At 51.0% G+C, this 16,572-nt stretch carries 12 protein-coding genes; 7 read left to right on the forward strand and 5 right to left on the reverse strand.

What is annotated here, in order from left to right:
- Nucleotides 1-6: 6 nt before the first annotated feature.
- Complete coding sequence (locus ACO0LH_RS18885; RefSeq protein WP_422942682.1) at nt 7-444, reverse strand: response regulator; 438 nt, start codon at nt 442-444, stop codon at nt 7-9.
- 264 nt (nt 445-708) lie between these two features.
- Between ACO0LH_RS18885 and pgi the strand changes: the two genes are divergently transcribed.
- On the forward strand, nt 709-2,355 hold the full coding sequence (gene pgi, locus ACO0LH_RS18890) for a glucose-6-phosphate isomerase (protein ID WP_422942683.1): 1,647 nt from the start codon (nt 709-711) through the stop codon (nt 2,353-2,355).
- Between the two features lie 318 nt (nt 2,356-2,673).
- On the opposite strand, the gene ACO0LH_RS18895 is transcribed toward pgi, so the two are convergent.
- Entirely contained in the window at nt 2,674-3,093 is a 420-nt protein-coding gene (locus ACO0LH_RS18895) for a VOC family protein (protein ID WP_422942685.1), read from the reverse strand.
- Between the two features lie 117 nt (nt 3,094-3,210).
- Nucleotides 3,211-5,583, reverse strand: coding sequence for an ATPase, T2SS/T4P/T4SS family (locus ACO0LH_RS18900; protein ID WP_422942686.1), 2,373 nt, complete (start codon nt 5,581-5,583; stop codon nt 3,211-3,213).
- 406 nt (nt 5,584-5,989) lie between these two features.
- Between ACO0LH_RS18900 and ACO0LH_RS18905 the strand changes: the two genes are divergently transcribed.
- The 3 genes from ACO0LH_RS18905 (at nt 5,990) to ACO0LH_RS18915 (ending at nt 10,814) form a co-directional block, all read left to right on the forward strand.
- Complete coding sequence (locus ACO0LH_RS18905; RefSeq protein ID WP_422942687.1) at nt 5,990-6,760, forward strand: MBL fold metallo-hydrolase; 771 nt, start codon at nt 5,990-5,992, stop codon at nt 6,758-6,760.
- A 112-nt stretch (nt 6,761-6,872) separates the two neighbouring features.
- Complete coding sequence (locus tag ACO0LH_RS18910) at nt 6,873-8,513, forward strand: HD domain-containing phosphohydrolase (protein WP_422942688.1); 1,641 nt, start codon at nt 6,873-6,875, stop codon at nt 8,511-8,513.
- A gap of 33 nt (nt 8,514-8,546) precedes the next feature.
- Nucleotides 8,547-10,814: a CHASE2 domain-containing protein gene (locus ACO0LH_RS18915; protein WP_422942689.1), complete on the forward strand. Its 2,268-nt coding sequence runs from the start codon at nt 8,547-8,549 to the stop codon at nt 10,812-10,814.
- 105 nt (nt 10,815-10,919) lie between these two features.
- Here ACO0LH_RS18915 and ACO0LH_RS18920 read toward each other — a convergent pair whose 3' ends face one another.
- On the reverse strand, nt 10,920-12,188 hold the full coding sequence (locus tag ACO0LH_RS18920; protein ID WP_422942690.1) for a benzoate/H(+) symporter BenE family transporter: 1,269 nt from the start codon (nt 12,186-12,188) through the stop codon (nt 10,920-10,922).
- Between the two features lie 88 nt (nt 12,189-12,276).
- Here ACO0LH_RS18920 and ACO0LH_RS18925 point away from each other — a divergent pair, with 88 nt between their 5' ends.
- A complete protein-coding gene (locus ACO0LH_RS18925) occupies nt 12,277-13,722 on the forward strand; it encodes a PLP-dependent aminotransferase family protein (RefSeq protein WP_422942691.1) in 1,446 nt (481 codons plus the stop codon).
- Nucleotides 13,723-13,775: 53 nt separating this feature from the next.
- Here the strand turns inward: ACO0LH_RS18925 and ACO0LH_RS18930 are convergent, their stop codons facing one another.
- Complete coding sequence (locus ACO0LH_RS18930; RefSeq protein WP_422942692.1) at nt 13,776-14,705, reverse strand: LysR family transcriptional regulator; 930 nt, start codon at nt 14,703-14,705, stop codon at nt 13,776-13,778.
- A 151-nt stretch (nt 14,706-14,856) separates the two neighbouring features.
- Here ACO0LH_RS18930 and ACO0LH_RS18935 point away from each other — a divergent pair, with 151 nt between their 5' ends.
- Nucleotides 14,857-15,696, forward strand: coding sequence for a phytanoyl-CoA dioxygenase family protein (locus ACO0LH_RS18935; protein WP_422942693.1), 840 nt, complete (start codon nt 14,857-14,859; stop codon nt 15,694-15,696).
- Between the two features lie 11 nt (nt 15,697-15,707).
- On the forward strand, nt 15,708-16,532 hold the full coding sequence (locus ACO0LH_RS18940) for a sugar phosphate isomerase/epimerase family protein (RefSeq protein ID WP_422942694.1): 825 nt from the start codon (nt 15,708-15,710) through the stop codon (nt 16,530-16,532).
- Nucleotides 16,533-16,572 lie beyond the last annotated feature (40 nt).

A 16,572-nucleotide genomic window follows, 5' to 3' on the forward strand; every position in this document is an offset into this window, starting at 1 on the left:
TTTTTTTTACAAGCCCGATCGTTGCAAGATTTTCTTGCGGTCAATCAGATACCTCAGTGGCCGGTAATATTTGGTCACCAGGCTATTCATGGTTTGCAGTAAAGTCGCGGGGTTGAAGGGTTTGACGATAAAACCGTTTGCCCCCGCCTTGATGGCGCTGACCACGGTTTCCTTGTTATTGCTGCCAGTGACCATGACCACCACAGTTTCTGGCGACAGGTTCTTGATATGTTCAAGTATCTCAAGCCCGCTGATGTCGGGCATCATTACATCCAGGCAAACGATTTCTGGAATGGTTTTCTGTAGCCAGTCGAGGGCTGCCACGCCGCTGGACGCTTCTCCCACGACATTGAATGCTTCGCTCGTCAGTATATGACGCAGCATCGACCGGCTGATGTCATTGTCATCCACGATTAAGATTTCTATATCCTGTTTGCTCAGCATGATCATCCTTTTCAGTCCGGCTAATCGAATTAATCGAATCTGGTTTCACCTGACTCTGCCATGATTTTGCGTCAAGGTCAGTATGACAGTGAGAATTCTGGTTTACGATAATTCCAGAACTGGCTTTTGTCTGCAAAAAAATGCACAAAATGGCAAATGTTTATTTTAGCAACGATTAACAACATCATAGGCACAATAGCTTGCCCTATAATTGAGTACACGAGATGGCCACACATGCAGTAACAAACCGACCTCAGGAAGACTATGAATATTACCCTTACGCCAGAATGGCAGGCACTGCTGGCTCATCAGCACCGGTTGGAAAAGCAGCACCTGCGTGATCTTTTTGCTGTAGATGCAGACAGGTTCAAACATTTCTCGGTCGAACTTGATGGCTTGCTCGTTGACTATTCGAAGCAGCGCATAGATCAGGCTGCACTCGACAGCCTGATGGCCCTGGCACGTTTATCCAAAGTGGAAGGCTGGCGTGACCGCATGTTTGCCGGCGAAAAAATCAATATCAGTGAAGACCGGGCGGTTTTGCACACTGCCTTGCGTCATAGCGATTTTACCGCTTTCCCGAATCAGGAAAACGATGTCATGCCGGAGGTGAGGGCGGTGCGCAAGCAAATGCGTGATATCGTTGAAAGAGTGCGTAGCGGCTTATGGCGTGGCTTTAAGGGTGATGCCATTCAGACGGTAGTAAATATCGGTATAGGCGGTTCTGACCTGGGGCCTAAACTGGCGACGCGGGCCTTGTCCGCTTTTCAGCATCCGAACCTGACGTTCTACTATGTGTCCAACCTGGATAGCGCGCATCTGGCTCCCTTGCTGGAAAAACTCGATCCGCGCACGACTTTATTCATCGTCGCCTCCAAAACTTTCACGACGCAGGAAACCAGCATCAATGCGCACACCGCACGCACCTGGCTGATGGCCGCAGCAATGGAAGAATGGGCAGTCGGCAAGCACTTTATTGCCGTCACATCCAGCCCGGCCAAGGCGCATGAATTCGGTATACCAGACAGTAATATCCTGGAAATCTGGGATTGGGTCGGTGGTCGCTATTCTTTATGGTCCGCGGTTGGTCTGTCGGTCGCCCTGGCGATAGGCATGGGTGGTTTCGAGCGCCTGCTCCTGGGTGCCGAGACCATGGACAAGCATTTTTGCCAGGCGCCGCTGGAGAAAAATCTGCCGGTGCTGCTGGCCTTGATTTCCATCTGGAACACCAACTTCCTCGGTGCTGAAACCACCGCGATTTTGCCATATAACGAATCCATACGTCACCTGCCAGCCTTCTTGCAACAGCTTGAAATGGAATCCAATGGCAAGACTGTGGGCCGCGATGGTGAAGCGCTGAGTTGCCGCGCCAACCCTATCGTCTGGGGTGAGATAGGTGTCAATGGTCAGCATGCGTTTTTCCAGCTGTTGCATCAGGGCGGCTGGTTGATTCCCTGTGATTTTGTTGTCGCCGCTTCCAGTGACTATCCCCTGCCTGGCCATCAGGCACCGCTGCTGGCGAACTGCCTGGCGCAGAGTGCTGCCCTGGCCTTTGGCAAGACAGAAAATCAGGCACGAGAAGAGTTGTCGCAAGCCGGTATGACGGATGACCAGATTGCCAAGCTATTGCCACACAAGGTGTTTGCCGGTAACCAGCCGTCCACCACGATCCTCATGCCCAGTCTTGATCCCTTCCAGCTGGGTATGCTGCTGGCCCTGTATGAACATAAAGTGTTTGTACAAGGCGTGATCTGGGGGATCAATTCTTTTGATCAGTGGGGCGTGGAATTGGGCAAGCAACTGGCCAACCGCCTGCTGCCAGCCATATTAGGCAATCAGGAATACGATTCTCATCTTGATACCTCTACCAGCGGCTTGATTGCTTATTTCCGCCGGCATGGGCATGTTTGAAATGTCCGTTAAAAATGATGGTGTAAAGTGCATCGAGATTGAAAGAAAGCGTTAAAGACGCTGAGATTTCGTTGACGCATGGCATCTAAATTGATATAAGGAAACATCATCATTTCAATTCGGGGTGTATCCATGTGGACTGGGATTTTTAGTGTTATCTCTTTGCTTATAGTAGTCAGTATGGTGGTTTTGATACGTGCCATGAACAAAGAAGCACGCCGCCCCGATCATCATCAGTAATGTTTTCGGTCATAAAAAAACGCAGACTAGTCTGCGTTTTTTTGTTTTTTTGTTTTGTTTTTTTTGTTAAGAAGCTGTTTACCAGCTTCCGGTATTTGGCATCGACAGCCATGGTTCTGCTGGCGCCAGTGGTTCGCTGGCCTGCAATAGTTCGATAGAAATATTGTCTGGCGAGCGCACAAACGCCATATGCCCGTCACGTGGCGGGCGGTTGATCGTGACACCGTGGTCCATCAGTCGCTGGCATGCAGCGTAAATGTCGTCGACACGATAAGCCAGGTGACCGAAATTGCGCCCACCTGTATACACTTCAGCGTCCCAGTTGTAAGTCAACTCGACCTGTGCCTCTTCATCACCGGCAGCCGCCAGGTATACCAGGGTAAAACGGCCTTTCGGATATTCTTTTTGATGTATTACTTCCAGGCCTAATGCGTCACGATAAAAGCGCAGTGACGCCTCAAGATCGGTGACGCGCACCATGGTGTGCAGGTATTTCATGCTTGTTTCCTAAAAATGTTCAAGTTTGCCTGAGCTAAAAACAGACAGCGATATCGGGCGCAGGGGATAAATTCTACAATGTCTTTGCCAACGGCGTTTTTGTCCGGATGACAGGCCTTATTTAATGCAAACTATCCTGATCTGTTTCATGTCTGTCAGACCGGACAAGACCTTTTCTATACCGTCCATCTTCAGTGTCAGCATGCCGTCTGCCAGTGCTGCGGTCAGCAGTTCTGAAACCCGCGCGTGATCCTGTATCAGTTTCTTGACCATATCGTTGGCGACCATCAATTCATGCAAGCCCAGGCGACCTTTATAACCGCTGTTGCAATGCTCGCAGCCTACCGCTTTGTATAAGGTAAATTTACCCTGCTTATCGGCATATTGCGATTGCCAGGTGGTGAAGACTTTCTTCTTGGCTTCCAGCTGGTTTTTAATGAAAGCTTCGGTATTGAGCAATTCTGCACAATATTCATCGAGCAGATCTTTCATTTCTTCTTTGGCAGGATGGTAAGCCTGCTTGCATTTGCCGCATAAACGCTTGGTCAGCCGCTGTGCCAGTATGCCCAGCAGCGCATCGGCAAAGTTGAATGGGTCCATACCCATGTCGAGCAGGCGGACGATTGATTCTGGCGCGCTATTGGTGTGCAGCGTAGCAAAAACCAGATGGCCAGTCAGAGACGCTTCCAGGCCGATAGACACGGTTTCCTTGTCGCGCATTTCACCGACCATGATGATGTCAGGGTCTGCACGCAGGAAAGCCCGCATGACAGTGGCAAAGTCCATCCCCGCCTTGCGGTTGACCTGCACCTGACGCAAGCCTTTCTGGGTGATTTCTACCGGGTCTTCAGCCGTCCAGATTTTGGTTTCCGGCGTATTGAGATGGCTTAGTACAGAATGCAGAGTCGTGGTTTTACCCGAACCGGTAGGGCCGCAGACAAAAAACAGGCCATAAGGCTTACTCACGACTTGCTTCAGGCGTTCAAGGTTGTAAGGCAGCACACCCAGTTTATCGATGGGAATAGGCTCGCCAGCAGCCAGGATACGCATGACAACATCTTCCATGCCGCCCGATGACGGTATCGTGGCAACCCGCAACTCGATATCATAAGGTCCATATTTCTTGAACTTGATCTTGCCATCCTGGGGTTTGCGGCGCTCTGAAATATCAAGGTCACACATGATCTTGATACGTGCGAGCAAAGCGCTGCGATAACTGGCGGGAATTTCGATATACGGTGACAGCGAGCCATCCTTGCGAAAACGTATCAGGGTTTTTTCCTTGCCTGGGCGCGGTTCAATATGGATGTCTGAAGCCCCTTGCTGATAGGCGTCGATAATAATTTTGTTAATCAATTTGACCAGTTCATTCTCGACTGCAGCCGATACATCTGCCAGTACTTTTTCGCCATGCTCATCGTCTTCATCTTCCATTCCAGACAGCAGGTCATCGACCGAGCCGGTATCGGCAGGGCCGCCGAAAAACTGGTCTACAGTCTGGCGAAATTCTTTCCGGGTGGTGACACGATAATTGATCTTGGAAGTGGCAAATACGTGATTGACCACATGGGTTGTATTGATATGCTCAGGGTCGATGGCCAGTACAGTCAGGCCGTTCTGGTCTTCCATGACAGGCAGCCAGGAACTTTGTTCCACGTACTGGCGCTTGAGCCTTTTGACCAGATCCACCGGGATAAGGCGGTCAGTTTTGAACGGCTCATAAGGGACGTTGAAATATTTCGACAAGGCTTGCCCAAGGCTGGCACGCTCTATATGAAATTCTTCGGTGAGCACATCTTCCAGGTCCAGTAAATTTTTGCGGGCCGAGCTGACTGCCAGCTCCAGATCCTGTGCCGAAATGATCGCTTCAGCCACCAGGAAATCAAACTTTGTGCGCGGTGTGGTGGTAGGCAGTGCCTTGCTTTTCTGGCAGAAGGCCACTGCCAGGGTTTCGCATAAAGCCTGCACACCCTCGGCTGCAATGGCGGTAAACGCATCACCAAAGCGGTGATTGATAAATTGAACTACACCAAGTAATTCGTCATTATGTGAATCAATAATCGGTGCCACCAGCATTTGCTTGGTGCGGTAACCGGTACGCTGGTCGACAGCGCGCTGAAACTTCAGATCAGGTGAATGGGAGCGTAATTCATTTTCATCATACACATCGCGCAAACTGATCATTTTGCGGGTCAGGGCGACGTGGCCAGCAATACTTTGCTCGGATATGGACAAGCGCAGGTCTTTAAAAGAATTCAGTCCGGTCTTGATCTTGGAAATCAGGGTGGTTTTGTCTTGCGCCACAACATAAATAGTCAGGCGATCACATTCAAACAAGTCGCATATGCTTTGGGACACGTCCAGCATGATCTGATCGAGCGCATCTGCACCGTGGATTTTATTGGTCAGTGCCTGCAATTTTTTGAAAAATACCAAACGATGGTCTAATCCTTCATTTGCAGCATTTACGACATTACCTGTAACCGCCATTCTGTTTCCTTGATTTGTCTGTTTCATCAGCCGCCATCAACCAAATTATCAGATAAAGTGCAATTGCCTGCTTGGCAATTCACTGGTAATTCAACCAATTGTTGTTCTCTGATACAAGTTTGTACAAAAATGTATCACGGAAGCGTGTTATATGACCAGAATACAGGCAGCATAGCGCTTAAGCCTTCAACTTTTACCTTTATCCGGGTAGCTTATAGACCGTGCTACTGCTAATCTGTTCATCAACGAACAAAGATATGTAATGGCAGGCTTGCGTGGCAGCTAAACTTTGTTGTCCTCAAAGAAAGTGTTAAGCTAGGGCTTGTTCAGATGTGGCGCATTGTCTGATGTAAATCGGGCAGCTTGTAACCTTTGCCGTAACAGTGGCTACACTATTTTTGTATTTATGAACTTAAAAATTCTTGGCTGTTCAGGTGGCATTGGTGGGAAAGAACCGTACACCACCACCATGCTGATCGATGGCGACATACTGCTCGATGCAGGAACCGGCTTATCCGGTCTGCACCTTGAGCAATTGGTCGCTATCGACCATGTCTTTCTCAGCCACTGCCACCTTGATCATGTCGCCGGCCTTGCCTTGCTGCTCGATGCTGTATTCGGCAAGCGCGCAACTCCTGTGACTGTTCACGCCAGCGCTGAAGTATTGCATGGGCTGAAGACCCATATCTTCAATTGGGTAGTCTGGCCTGATTTCAGCAGTCTGCCCAATGCAGAAACCCCCGCCATGCGTTATCAAGAGATGGCACCAGGTACAACGGTCGAATTGGATGGGCGCCTGATTACTTCGCATCCCGTCAATCATACCTCTGGCTCAAGCGCTTATTGGGTGCGCACAAAAGGGGCAGGCAAGGGGTTTTTGTTTACGGGTGACATGGCGTCTACACCCTCTTTGTGGAGAGAAATGGGTGGTCAGCCCGGCCTCGACATGGTCATCGTCGATTGCTCGTTTCCCAATGCCGAAGCAGAACTGGCAAGCTTGTCGAAACATTTTTGCCCGAATGCCTTGCAAGAGGATATTCAGGACGTGCCTGAGAGCGTGAATTTCCTGATATATCACCTGAAACCTGGCCAGGAAGTGCAAATCATGACAGAGCTGGACGCAATTAAAGTGAGATCTTTTAAAGCCCTGAAGGCCGGGGACGTTTTTGAATTTTGAATGATAAGCCAGGCAGGAAAATAATGGCATGCGGGAACGAATCCTGCTTGCCTGAAATCAGATATCGCACAGATGTCACCTGGTAATGGTATTTGATCCGGAGAAAGTGATTATGACTGCATTAAGCAGTAGCGAGATTGCGCAACGATTAGACAAGCTGACAGAATTAAGCCTGGAGCTCAGCAGTAATCATGACACGCCATTATTGCTTGAGAATATTTTGCGTTCTGCCAAAAGCATTACTTATGCCGATGGCGGCACCTTGTACCGTACCAGCCAGGACAAGCAAAGCCTGTGTTTCAATATTTCCCTGAACGACAAGCTCAATATGTATCAGGGTGGAGTCAGCGGTCAAACTGTTGATATTCCCAATATCCCGCTGATCGATGCGAACGGTAATAAAAACCTCAACGCCGTCGCTGCGTATGCGGCCAACTACAAGCTGTCGGTCAATATCCAGGATGTCTATACCGTAGGCGTCTTTAATTTTTCTGGTACGCGTAATTTTGACCAGCAGTTCAATTACAAGACACAATCGCTGCTGACCGTGCCGATGCATGATCATGAAGGTGAGCTGATCGGCGTCCTGCAACTGATTAACGCCACCGATCCTGAAACCGGCACACCGTGTCCATTTACCGAAACCGATCAGCGCTTCATCGAGGCACTGGCCTCGCAGGCTGCCATTGCGCTGACCAATCAGCAACTGATTTCGCAACTGGAAAACCTGTTTGTATCGCTGGTGCATCTGATAAATATCGGTATTGATGAAAAATCACCGCATACAGGCAGGCATTGCCAGCATGTGCCAGAACTGACCATGATGCTCGCCAATGCAGTGCACGAGACCAAACTGGGGCCGCTGGCACATTTTTCCATGACCGACAGGGACCGCAAGGAATTGTGGATGGCAGGTATCTTGCACGACTGCGGCAAGATATCCACGCCAGTGCATGTGGTTGAAAAATCGACCAAGCTGGAAACCATATTTGACCGTATTCATCTGGTTGATACCCGTTTTGAAGTCCTCAAGCGCGATGCCGAAATCCGTTTTCTGAAAAGTAAATGCGCCCTGTACCAGGCCCATGTCGATAATGAAAAGCTGATCGCCGAACTGGAGCAGGGTTTGCAGATTGAGCTGCAAAAACTTGACGATGCCAGGGCTTTTATCAGAAAACTCAATATCGGTTCCGAAAGAACCAGCCCGGAAGACCTGCAACGCGTGGCAGATATCGCAGCTTATCCGTGGACCAATGCCAATGGCGAACCCCGTGCCTTTCTTGACGCAGATGAACTGGAAAACCTGTCAGTACGTGCCGGTACACTGAATGCGCAGGAACGCGCCATTATCAACAATCACATCATCACCACGATCAAGATGCTGGAAGCCCTGCCATGGCCCAAGCATCTGCAAAACGTCCCTGAGTATGCCGGTGGCCACCATGAACGCATGGACGGTAAAGGTTATCCACGCGGCCTGCGTGCTGAACAGATGTCGGTACAAGCCAGGATCATGGCAATAGCTGATATTTTCGAAGCCCTGACCGCTAAGGACCGACCCTATAAAGATGGCAAGACACTGACAGAATCACTGGGCATACTCGGCCAGTTCAGTCTCAATGGCCATATTGACCCGGATTTGTTCAATATCTTCGTCAAGAAAAAAGTTTACCTGACCTACGCCGAACGTTTTATGGACAAGGCACAGATAGATGCAGTGGATGAAAGTAAAATCCCTGGTTATAAGGCTTGATTTTGTAGCTTGACATACCTGGCTGGAGGTAACTTGCGAAAAAATGTCAATAAATTGGCGCGATGGGGCGTTGGCCTGTTCTTTACTGCGTTAGCTGTATTGCAGGCAAACGCCTTTCTACCAATTACATTGGTAGACAAGATTGACACCTTCATTTACGACACGCGGATGAAGTTACAGCCCGCAGAGTTCAATGACGCCATCGTGATCGTCAATATTGATGAGAAAAGCCTTAAAGAGCTTGGGCAGTGGCCATGGAAGCGCATAGTCGTAGCGAACCTGATTGAAAAGCTCACTGATGAATATCATGTGAAAGTGGTTGGCATGGATGCGGCTTTTCCAGAGCCAGATGGTAGCTCCGGATTCCAGATACTCGAAAGCCTGGCAAAGAAAGAATTGAAAGATAGCAGCGGGTTTGCAGAACAAGTCGCCAGGCTCAGAAATGAACTGGATTTCGATGGAAAATTTGCCAGGTCTTTAACGGGAAGACCCGTTGTTCTGGGATATTTTCTGTCGAATGACGCCGATGTCATCTCTAAAGGGCTATTGCCCACGCCGGCATTCAGTGATGCTGATCTGGGCGGGCGTGTTATTGAATCCACCAGCTATTCAAAATACACAGCAAATCTCCCCCAATTGCAGGACGCCGCCATTGCTGCCGGCTTTGTCAATCCATCTCCTGACACCGATGGTGTGATACGCCGCATTCCCCTGCTGACCAAGGTAGGCAAAAATTATTATGAAGCTCTGTCCCTGGCAACAGCGAGGGTAGCACTTAGTGCAAGCAAAGTGAAACCTGTTTTCTTGAAAGCAGATGGTGTGAACTCGCAAGATTACCTGGATGAGTATGGCGTAATAGAAGCGATAAAACTGAATTCCTCACCAAATGTGAGCATACCTGTAGAGCCATTGTTGACTGCTTTAATCCAGTATAAAGGCAAGGGTGGTCCGCGTGGCGGTGGGTATGCCTATGTATCAGCCATTGATGTATTGAAGAAGCAACTGCCTCTGAAGACTTTATCCGACAAAATAGTTTTGATTGGAACGACCGCAGCAGGTATCAAGGATTTGCGTACTGCGCCAGTCGGGCTTGACTATCCGGGTGTGGAAATGCATGCGAATGTGATTGCTTCCATATTGAGCGGAGACTTTAAACAGCGCCCGGACACAAGCCGCGCTTTTGAAGTGATACAGGTAATTCTTCTGGGGCTAGTGCTGACGTTTGTACTTTCGCGTTTCAAGGCAGTTGCCGCAGTTTTCTTTACGCTGGCAACCTTGCTGCTGGTCACAGGACTGAATTACTGGATGTATTACGCCATGAATCAGGTGCTGCCTCTGGCGTCTGCCTTGCTGCTTATCGCAGCCTTATTTACCTGCAACATTGCGTGGGGCTATTTTATCGAATCCCGCAAATTACGCGGTGTTGTCAGGCGCTTCGGTGAATATGTGGCACCTGAATTGGTGGCAGTCATGGCAGAAGAGCCCGACAGCTATACCATGGAAGGTGAGAGCCGCGAACTGACCGTGATGTTTTCAGATGTGCGTGGCTTTACGACCATTTCCGAAAGCCTTAGCCCGGTTGATTTGCGTGAATATATCAACATCTACCTGACGGCGATGTCGGAAGAGATACGCGGCAATAGCGGCACGCTGGACAAGTACATTGGCGACGCTGTCATGGCATTCTGGGGGGCACCGGTGCGTCTTAATGATCATGCACGGCTTTCTGTATTGACGGCATTGAATATGCAAGTGATCGCTAAACGCCTGAGTGAAGAATTTGTCCAGCGCGGCTGGCCGGCGTTAAAGATAGGCATAGGCCTCAACACTGGTGAAATGCGCGTGGGGGACATGGGATCTAAAATTCGCCTTGCCTATACCGTGATGGGCGATGCCGTGAACCTGTCTTCGCGGCTGGAAGGCGTAACCAAATTATATGGCGTCGGCATCCTGGTTGGCGAAGCTACCAAACTGGCAGCGCCGGGATTTGCTTACCGTGAACTTGATCGTGTCCGCGTCAAGGGTAAAAGCCAGCCTATTTCGATTTTTACGCCGCTTGCTGAATCTTCTGCGCTCAGTCGGGAGCAGGCCGACGCTCTGGAACTGTGGCATAGCGCGCTTGCCTGTTTTCGTGCGCAACAATGGGATGAGGCGGAGCGCCTGTTCCGGGCTTATCTGGATCAGCATGCAGCTGACCAGGCCAGTCAGGTGTTCCTGGAAAGAGTGGAGCAATACCGGGATAATCCGCCGGGTGAAGATTGGGATGGCGTGACCACCTTCGCGAGCAAATTCAGCTCTTAGGCACTCAACAGTTTCCAGCCTCAATTGGCGTTGCCCATCATGTTTTTCCCGCTTACTGATTGACATCTTATTTTATTTTTTTGTTTTCTTATTTTCCCGAACCTGCTATCTGGCATTTGCCTTCACTCTCAACAAATAATAGCTGAGCACACCCAGTGCAATACCCCAACAGGCTGAACCCAGGCCCAGCAAACTGATGTTGGATGCGGTGACGATGAAGGTAATCAGTGCGGCTTCGCGCTCGGCAGGCTCGTTCATGGCATTGACCAGACCTGTCTGTATCGCTCCCAGCAGGGCCAGACCGGCGACGGTCGTGACCAGAGCATGCGGCAGGTGCAAGAACAGACGGGTCAACGAACCGGCAAAGCTGCCGATGATAAGGTAAAAACTGGCGCAGGCAACACCGGCGACCCAGCGTTTTTCTGGTTGTTGATGCGCTTCCGGGCCGGTACAGATGGCGGCGGTAATCGCAGCCAGGTTGACTCCATGCGAACCAAATGGCGCCAGTAGCAGGCTCACCAGGCCGGTGCCTGCCACCAGCTTGCCAGTGGGGGCTGATTCATAACCAGCGGCACGCATGACCGCTACCCCCGGCACTTGCTGGCCTGTCAGGCAGAGCAGGGCCAAAGGCAGACCCAGGCTGATGATGGCGCTGACAGAAAATTCAGGTGTCGTCCATACCGGCATTGTCAGGCCCAGATGCCAGGATAAGGTGGCAGCCGTATTCAAGTTTGCTACATCGCCCCATCCCAGCGCACCCCAGAGGGCGACGCCCGACAGCAAGGTTAATACAATCGCATAGCGGGCAGAATGGCGCTTGAACAGCAGATAGGCGATGAACATCGCAGTCACGAGGTAGGGCGCACCTGCAACTTCACTGCGGGCATTGGCAAATACGTCAACGCCAAAGCGAAACAGGATGCCTGCCAGCATGGCGGCGCACAAGCTCTTGGGAATCTTGCTCATCAATGTTTCGAAAACACCAGTGCTGCCGATGAGGAAGATAATCGCTGCGGCGACAATGTAAGCGCCTATTGCCTGGCTATACGACACACTGGCCAGCCCTGTCACCAGCAAGGCAGCGCCTGGTGTATTCCATGCGCAAATGACGGGAATGCGATAGCGCCAGCTCATCCAGCCGCCCGTCAAAGCCGCACCGATGGAAATTGCCCATATCCATGAACTGGTCTGTGCTGTAGTCAGTTTCGCTACCTGCGCAGCTTGCAGAACGATCAGCATGGGTCCGGCATACGATATCAGCACGGCGATCAGCCCGGCAAGTATGGCCGGAAACAAATCCAGCAAGGTGGCAGAAAAATCGGGCTTTATGGCAGCTGCCGCAGTGCTGATGGTGGTGGGGTTTGATGTATTCATGCTGTCAGTGTAGATGTATGCACGGGTATATTTGCTTACAGCAGCAGTCTGATTTATGCTGTACAGATTGATTGATAAAGGATCTGTTATGCAGCACAGTTACAGGCAACTGGCAGACTTGCTCAGCAAGGAAATCCGCGCAGGCCGCTATCAGGTTGGTGAGCGTTTGCCGTCAGTGCGCAGCTATGCTGAAACGCATCATTTCAGTGTTTCGACGGTGATACGTTGCTACCGCTATATGGAAAGTCAGGGCCTGGTAGAAGCACGCAACAAGTCTGGCATGTTTGTCGCTGACTGGAAAATCCAGAATGCCAGCGCAGATAAGACAACACAGGGCAAAAAGCAGCCAGCCCCACCCAGTGTCGAATACGACAAGCTGATTTCCTTGCAGCACAGGATGACAGAACTGTACTCGCTGACAGCACAGCCTTTGCATCTGGGCCTGCATCTGGCCAGTGCGGCACCGCAATGGTATCCATGTGAAGCGTTGTCCAAGATCGCCCAGCGTCAGTTAAGGCAACAGCCCTGGCAGATTGGTGATTACCCCACAGGTACAGGCTTGCCAGCGCTGAAAACAGGCTTGATTTCATGGCTGGCGACTTGTGGCATTGATCTTGAACCGGCTGATCTGCTGATCACCAATGGCAGCACCGAAGCATTGAACGTGGCATTGCGCGCAGTGGCGCAACCGGGAGACGCCATCATCGTTGAATCGCCCGTCTATTTTGGTTTGCTGCAAATGATAGAGAACCTGGGCCTGAAAGCCATAGAAATACCTTGTGTTCCCGGTGCTGGCATCAGTCTGGAAGCACTGGAATATGCGCTGGAACATCAGACTAGTGTACGTGCCGTGGTGGCGATGCCGAATTTCCAGAATCCGCTGGGTTGTGCCATGCCGGAAAAAAACAAGAAGCGCCTGTTGCGTCTGGTGGAGCAATATGATCTGGCACTGATAGAAGACGATGTCTTTGGCGATCTCTCACATCAGCAGGAAAGGCCATTGGCGATCAAGGCATGGGACAAATCAGGCCGCGTGATTTATTGTGGTTCATGTAGCAAAAGCCTGGCGCCGGCGTTTCGCATAGGCTGGATTGCAGGCGGGCGTTACCAAAGCCGCATCAATTCCCTGAAGCTGAGCAGTTCACTCATCACGCCGCTGTTTGAGCAGGCTGTGCTGGCTGAATACATGCAATCGGGTGCCTTGCCTTCCCACCTGCGCAAACTGCGTGAAAGACTGGTAGCGAATATTCCATTGGCGATTGCTGCCATACAGCGGTATTTTCCTGCCGGTACGCAGGTCGTCAGCCCTGCCGGTGGCTGGTGGTTATGGCTGGAATTGCCTGAGCACATAGACAGCCTCGCCTTGTTGCGTCAGGCAGTCGGCAAAGGCATCGCATTTACGCCGGGTACGCTGTTTTCCAGCTCAAGCAAATTTTCACATTTCCTGCGTATGAATATAGGGCGGCCCTGGGGGCGCGAGATGGAGCAGGGTATCAAGACCCTGGGGAAACTGGCGGCTGAATTGCATGTATAGAATAAAAATCATTGATACAGCGATGTGCCAAATTTACGATTTTTCAAACCAGTTCAGATTATTTTTGCCGCCTGCAATACTTGATCCCATTCCGGCACGGGCTGATACTCATCTACCAGAAAATCAATCAGCGCCCTGACCTTGGGGGTAACCTTGCGTGTAGCCGGGTAAAGCGCTGTGAAATCATTGAGCGGCAATTGCCAGTCTGGCAGTACCGGCATCAGATGCCCGGCGCTCAAGTCACGCCAGGCCAGAAAGGTGGTGTCATACACAATGCCAAGTCCACGTAAGGCAGCCTGGTGCAGGACCTTGCCATTATTGGATGCAAAGCCAGGGTTAATATCGATGGCAAGGTGCTCGCCCTTGCGTTCAAAATGCCAGGTATTACCCATTGTCAGGTGGCTGAAATGCAGACAGCGATGCTGTATCAGTTGCCCTGGGTGTTCAGGCATGCCGTATTTTTCCAGATAGGCTGGGCTGGCACATAATATTCCCCGGCACGGTGCCAGCCGGCGCATGTGCAGGCCAGGGCTGTCAGGTATGCCACCAACCCGTATGCTGAGGTCAAAACCATGCCGGAAAGGGTCGAGCAGATTGTCATCGACATGCAGCATGGGTTGCAATTTGGGATGCAGCAGGGCAAACCGTGCCAGCGCATCGGCCAGCCATTCGCTGCCAAAACTGCAGGGGGCCTGTATGCGTATGCCACCAGCCAGCTCATCGGTGGCGTGGCTGATGACCAGGCGGGCCTGCCTGGCTTGTTCCACGCTGGCAGTACACGGTTCCAGATAAGCCTGACCGAGTTCGGTCAGACTGACTTCGCGTGTTGAACGGTGTAGTAGCCTTGCCCCCAGTTCAGCTTCCAGTTGCATGATGTGCTTGCTGACCAGCGCACGGCTGATGCCAAGATGACGTCCCGCCTCACTAAAACTGCGGTGACGAGCGACTTCAATAAACATTTCCATTGCTTTTAATTGATCCATACGGCTATTGTCTTCATATTGAAGACAATCTGTCAACCATTGTTGGCATTGTGTGTGGTAGTCGTCATTCGTTAAACTTGCGTTAAATTAAAACACCGATCAAAACACCGGTTAAAGCACGCATCTCTTCATTGTGATCTCAGGAGCCATCATGTTAAACGCAGAACAAATTACCCAATTCCATCAAGACGGTTATCTGATTGTCCCCGGTTTTAAAAACGCTGCTGATATTGCTGCCTTGCGCGCACGTGCTGCGAAAATTGTTGACGCCTTTGATCCGGCGACATCGCAATCAATTTTCACTACCAAAGAGCAGGAAAAAAAGGTCGATCACTATTTTTTGAATTCTGCCAACAACATCAGCTGCTTTTTTGAAGAAGAAGCCTTTGATGAACAAGGCAATCTGCGTCAGGACAAATCCCTGTCCATCAATAAAATCGGCCATGCCATGCATGATCTCGACCCGGTCTTCAGTGCATTTTCACGTGGGCCTGCTCTTGCAAAAGTGGCCGAACAACTGGGCTTGCAGCAAACACAGATCTGGCAATCCATGTATATCTTCAAGCAGCCTGGCATTGGTGGTGAAGTACGCTGGCATCAGGATGCGACTTACTTTGACACCGACCCGATCAGTGTCACTACCTTCTGGTTTGCGCTGGAAGATGCGACCCAGGAAAATGGCTGCATGTGGGCCGAACCGGGCGGACACCGCAGCCCCATGCGTGAACGCTTTATTCGCGAAGGTGATCAAGTGCGCGTAGAGAAACTGGATAGTATGCCCTGGCCAGGTGATGCCACTGCGGTACCATTAGAAGTAAAAGCTGGCAGCCTGGTGTGCTTTCATGGCCTGCTCCCGCATTACAGTGCGCCTAACCGCTCCGCGGTTTCCCGTCATGCGTATACCTTGCACGTGACAGACGGCACGACCAGCTACTCGCCTTTGAACTGGATACAGCGCGATGCCGGTTTCCCTGTGCGCGGTTTTATCTGACCGGGGTAGCGATGACAGCAGAAATCCTGATCTTCGCCCCGCACTGGGGTAACGCGCATCTGAGTCGTGAAGCCTTCATAAAGCGCGTGCTGAAAGCCGGCTTTGATGGCATAGAAATGTCGCTGCCCATGGATGTTGCTGAGCGTGATGCCTGGGTAGGGGCTATAGCCGACGCAGGCTTGCAATTGATCGCCCAGCAATGGGAAACCGTATTTCATGGCGAGTTTGGCGCGCATAAACAAGCCCTGTCAGACCTGCTGCGCAATGGCTGTGCCGCCAAGCCGCTGTTTGTCAATACCCATACTGGTAAAGATTTTTACAGCTTTGCCCAAAACTCTGAATTGCTTGATCTGGCAGACAGCATTGCTGCTGAAACAGGGGTGGGCATTGTCCATGAAATTCATCGCAGCCGGTTTAGTGGACACCCTATGTTGTTGATGCCTTATCTTCAACAGCGCCCACATCTGGCATTGAATGCCGATCTGTCACATTGGTGCTGCGCGTGTGAATCCTTGCTGGAAGACCAGATGCATACGCTGGAAAAAGTGTTTCCCCATGTGCGCCATATTCATGCCCGCGTCGGCTATAGCCAGGGGCCGCAGGTCAATGATTTCCGTGCGCCTGAACATGCTGTCACCTTGCAACAACATATTTTGTGGTGGGACGCTATCGTGGCACAGCGCAGGGCTGATGGCGCAAAACAAATTACCCTGACACCAGAATTTGGCCCCGTCCCCTATACGCAGACACTGCCGTACACAAGCGAGACAGTGACAGATGCCTGGGAGTTGAATGTCGCTATGCTGGGACTGCTGCGAGCCCGTTACCAGAAGTAAATTGATGCTGTATCGCTAATTTTCTATGGCATTATGCGTA

It is taken from the genome of Undibacterium sp. TJN19, from assembly GCF_049339485.1.
Lineage (GTDB): Bacteria > Pseudomonadota > Gammaproteobacteria > Burkholderiales > Burkholderiaceae_D > Undibacterium.

Coding starts and splice junctions, on each gene's coding strand:
- ACO0LH_RS18885 (WP_422942682.1), bottom strand. CDS start 444: ATGCTGAGCAAACAGGATATAGAAATCTTAATCGTGGATGACAATGAC.
- pgi (WP_422942683.1), top strand. CDS start 709: ATGAATATTACCCTTACGCCAGAATGGCAGGCACTGCTGGCTCATCAG.
- ACO0LH_RS18895 (WP_422942685.1), bottom strand. CDS start 3,093: ATGAAATACCTGCACACCATGGTGCGCGTCACCGATCTTGAGGCGTCA.
- ACO0LH_RS18900 (WP_422942686.1), bottom strand. CDS start 5,583: ATGGCGGTTACAGGTAATGTCGTAAATGCTGCAAATGAAGGATTAGAC.
- ACO0LH_RS18905 (WP_422942687.1), top strand. CDS start 5,990: ATGAACTTAAAAATTCTTGGCTGTTCAGGTGGCATTGGTGGGAAAGAA.
- ACO0LH_RS18910 (WP_422942688.1), top strand. CDS start 6,873: ATGACTGCATTAAGCAGTAGCGAGATTGCGCAACGATTAGACAAGCTG.
- ACO0LH_RS18920 (WP_422942690.1), bottom strand. CDS start 12,188: ATGAATACATCAAACCCCACCACCATCAGCACTGCGGCAGCTGCCATA.
- ACO0LH_RS18925 (WP_422942691.1), top strand. CDS start 12,277: ATGCAGCACAGTTACAGGCAACTGGCAGACTTGCTCAGCAAGGAAATC.
- ACO0LH_RS18930 (WP_422942692.1), bottom strand. CDS start 14,705: ATGGATCAATTAAAAGCAATGGAAATGTTTATTGAAGTCGCTCGTCAC.
- ACO0LH_RS18935 (WP_422942693.1), top strand. CDS start 14,857: ATGTTAAACGCAGAACAAATTACCCAATTCCATCAAGACGGTTATCTG.
- ACO0LH_RS18940 (WP_422942694.1), top strand. CDS start 15,708: ATGACAGCAGAAATCCTGATCTTCGCCCCGCACTGGGGTAACGCGCAT.